Genomic DNA, 2,954 nt, shown 5'->3' on the forward strand with positions numbered 1-2,954 from the left:
TGTTCGCTGCCTTGGAGCAGATGGGTGGCAAAGTGCTGCGCTCGATCGGCCTGGCGCGGGCGACGCTGCCTGAACTGGAAGGCCGCCGCGTACAACCTGCGGCGCCTGTGCTCGCTGATGGAGGTAGGCCCCCGGCCGTTCTGACGCCCGAAATGGGCCTGGGCCAGCCGGACGCGACCGGATCCGGCTGGCAGCGGGCGGAAAGATCGCCTTACCGCCTGTCGTGTGGGCCGCGAATCGGCCAGGTCGCGGCGTGTCACGGCAGAGTCGCTCAAAAGAGCGGTAATTCGAGGTGCCCTTAGCGCCCCCAGATTTCCAGATCCTATCCGGGCGACAACTATTCTGACGCGGGGGGACCCCGACAGTTCAAGGTGACATTGCCGGGGGCTTACATCAATCTTCGCTTCTGCCGACCTCGCCCGTCCGCTTGCCGAACAGGTTGACAATGCCGGGATCGGTAGTCGCGGCTGTCAGCCTCTGGTAGCGCCGCCAGACCTGCTTGGCGTAGCGGATGCGTACCCCATGGCGACCCGGCGCGGTGCCTGCGTTGTAGGCGCCTACCGCCTCCCAAGAATAGCCGTAACGTTTCATCATGTCCGAGAGAATGGATGCGCCGACAATGACGGACAGGCAGGGGTCTTTCAATAGCTGAGATTCGCTGATGCCAAGCTGGCGCAGGCGGGGGAGATGGCGGCTGTTAATTTGCATCAGCCCCAGATCTTCGCTTCCGTCGCGGTTACGGCCGACGGCGCGGGGATTCAATGAGGATTCTTGCTCAGCGATGGCGTACAGCAATTCCGGCGCGATTCCGAACATGGAACCTGCGTGCTCCCAGCAGTCGGCGTGCGCGATGCCTGTGAAAAGCAACAGGCTGAAGGCGATACGCTTCATGCTGCCTACGCGCAGTTTTCTAGCGACTCACGAGCCAGGTCGCGGATTCGGGGATCATGCCGCCAAGCCTTGCACCATACATAACCATCAGCTTCCAACTGCCGCCAATGCTGTACGGCGGCTTCCTTGCCATGCGCTGCCAAGATCAGAGGCTGAAGGCTGGCGCGCACTTGGCGGCTGTCAGCCTTGGCCAAGAAGGCGCGCACAGCGGCTTGCGCAGTTTCGCCTCGATGGCGATAGTCTATGTAGCAATGGTTGATGGCGAGCAAGCCAGTCTCCTCCCCGCAGGCGCGCACCATTTGCACCAGCGCGTCGGCTTCGGCGTATTCGCCTTGGATAGCGAGAACAAGAGCCAATAGGCTCTGCAACACCGGATGATTTTGCCCATATTGGCATAGTTGACGTTTACCTAGTGCAATCGCCTCATCGAGGCGTCCCTCGCAATAAGTCAGCCATAGTTTGAGGATGCTAGCGGCGATCCGGGAGGGATCGCGCTCCAAGCAGGCATCCAGCGCTTCTACGGCATTGGGCAGGTTGCCAGACAGAAGCAGGTGCCAAGCATGGTAATAGTACAAGTCGACAGAGTCCGGGGCCAGCAGCCAGGCTTGTTTGAACAGTGCCTCCGCGGCGGTTTGTTGCATGTTCATGCTGCTGAGCAACGCAAGCAGCCCCAGCGCCTGCGGGTGGCTGGGATCGAGCTCTATTGCTTTTGTGACGGCATGCTGAGCTTGGGTGAGGGCGCTCTCCTGATCGAATAAGCCGAGCTGGGCCATAGTGAAGTAGCACTCAGCCAAGCTGCAGTACGGAAGAGCGTGGACGGGACAGGCGCCGACGCATTGGCGCAGCAGCGTCAAGGCTTGACGCAAGCTGGATGGAGTATGCCGCTGCAACTCATGCCGGCCGTTCAGGTAGACAAAGGCGGCATCCAGCGATCCAAACTCGTTGGATTGTCCTTGGTTCCAGCGCAGACCGGGAATGCACTGAGACAACAAGGCGGCCAGTTGGTTTTGCAATATGGAGATAGGCTGCTCAGGATCGATTTTGATGCTTTGATGATGAACCAAATGATGACCTTCGGCGCGTACCAGTTCTACTCGCAGCCTCCAACCGTCACCGTGTGGGCAGGTTTGACCCGCGAGGTAGTAATCGGGGGTCAGTCGATCTATCAATGCAACGACGTCTGCCGCTTCATAGCAGTTCTGCGTGATGGTGGCCGGCAACACGGTCAAACCGAACGGCGAATAGCGCGATAAGTATTGGACTAGGGCATGATGCAGGTTGGCGGCGTCAAATTGCGAGTGAGTGCGGAAAGGAAACACTGCGATTGAGCACTGCGAGGCTTGCGGCGTAGGTCGCGACACGGTTGCGACGGGGCGACAAAAACGGAATCCCTTGCCATAGACGGTATCGATATAACGGCAACTCTTACTTTCCATCAGCAAACGTCGCAATGAATAGACGCAGCGGGTGAGCGACTCCTCATTGACATCCCCGTCGGGCCAAACGCGGTCGAGTAATGCGTCCTTGCCAACAAGCTGGCCCGCGGCTTCCAGTAATTGTGTCAACACGGCAAGTTCCTTTGGCGGGATTCGGATTTTTTGTTCTCTGTGGGATAAAGTTCCATCCTGATGCAGAATGAAATCACCAAAAACGAATTGCCGATTTATGAAATTATTATGGGATGACATAGCATTGCCACGTTAGCGGTTTAGACACTTTACGAATGCACCAAACAGTTCGTGGTGCGTTATCTGGGCATGAAGACGAAACTTGATGTCGGGAAGTTGGATGAAGTAACGCAGGCGCACCTGAGGAAGGCGGTGGTCGGGGTCGTGCGTGACGGAATTAAGCAAATTGCGACGGCGAAGATTTATAAGGTCAGCGTGCGCGTGATGAGCGAGTGGATGAAGACCGCGCGAGAAGGCGGGCTGAGAGCCCCCCCGCGTCAGAATAGTTGTCGCCCGGATAGGATCTGGAAATCTGGGGGCGCTATAAGGACGAGAAGTGGCGAAGTACGGACAAGCATTCAAGGACAAGGTGGTTGCAAGGTTGCTGCCGCCGGA

General features: G+C 58.1%; 3 protein-coding genes. 1 reads left to right on the top strand and 2 read right to left on the bottom strand.

The features are described from left to right. Positions 1 to 393 precede the first annotated feature (393 nt). Together iagB and CFB82_RS41130 are read right to left on the bottom strand one after the other, a co-directional pair. Positions 394 to 891: a type III secretion system invasion protein IagB gene (gene iagB / locus CFB82_RS41125; RefSeq protein ID WP_089487915.1), complete on the bottom strand. Its 498-nt coding sequence runs from the start codon at positions 889 to 891 to the stop codon at positions 394 to 396. Between the two features lie 5 nt (positions 892 to 896). After that, positions 897 to 2,579 (bottom strand): HilA/EilA family virulence transcriptional regulator, encoded by a 1,683-nt coding sequence (locus CFB82_RS41130; protein ID WP_089487916.1) that lies wholly within the window; start codon positions 2,577 to 2,579, stop codon positions 897 to 899. Between the two features lie 69 nt (positions 2,580 to 2,648). On the opposite strand from CFB82_RS41130, the gene CFB82_RS43805 reads away from it, so the two are divergent. Beyond that, positions 2,649 to 2,954 (top strand): hypothetical protein (locus CFB82_RS43805; RefSeq protein ID WP_218829102.1); only part of this gene is annotated, 306 nt, incomplete at its 3' end.

The organism is Burkholderia sp. HI2714 (genome assembly GCF_002223085.1).
Lineage (GTDB): Bacteria > Pseudomonadota > Gammaproteobacteria > Burkholderiales > Burkholderiaceae > Burkholderia > Burkholderia lata_D.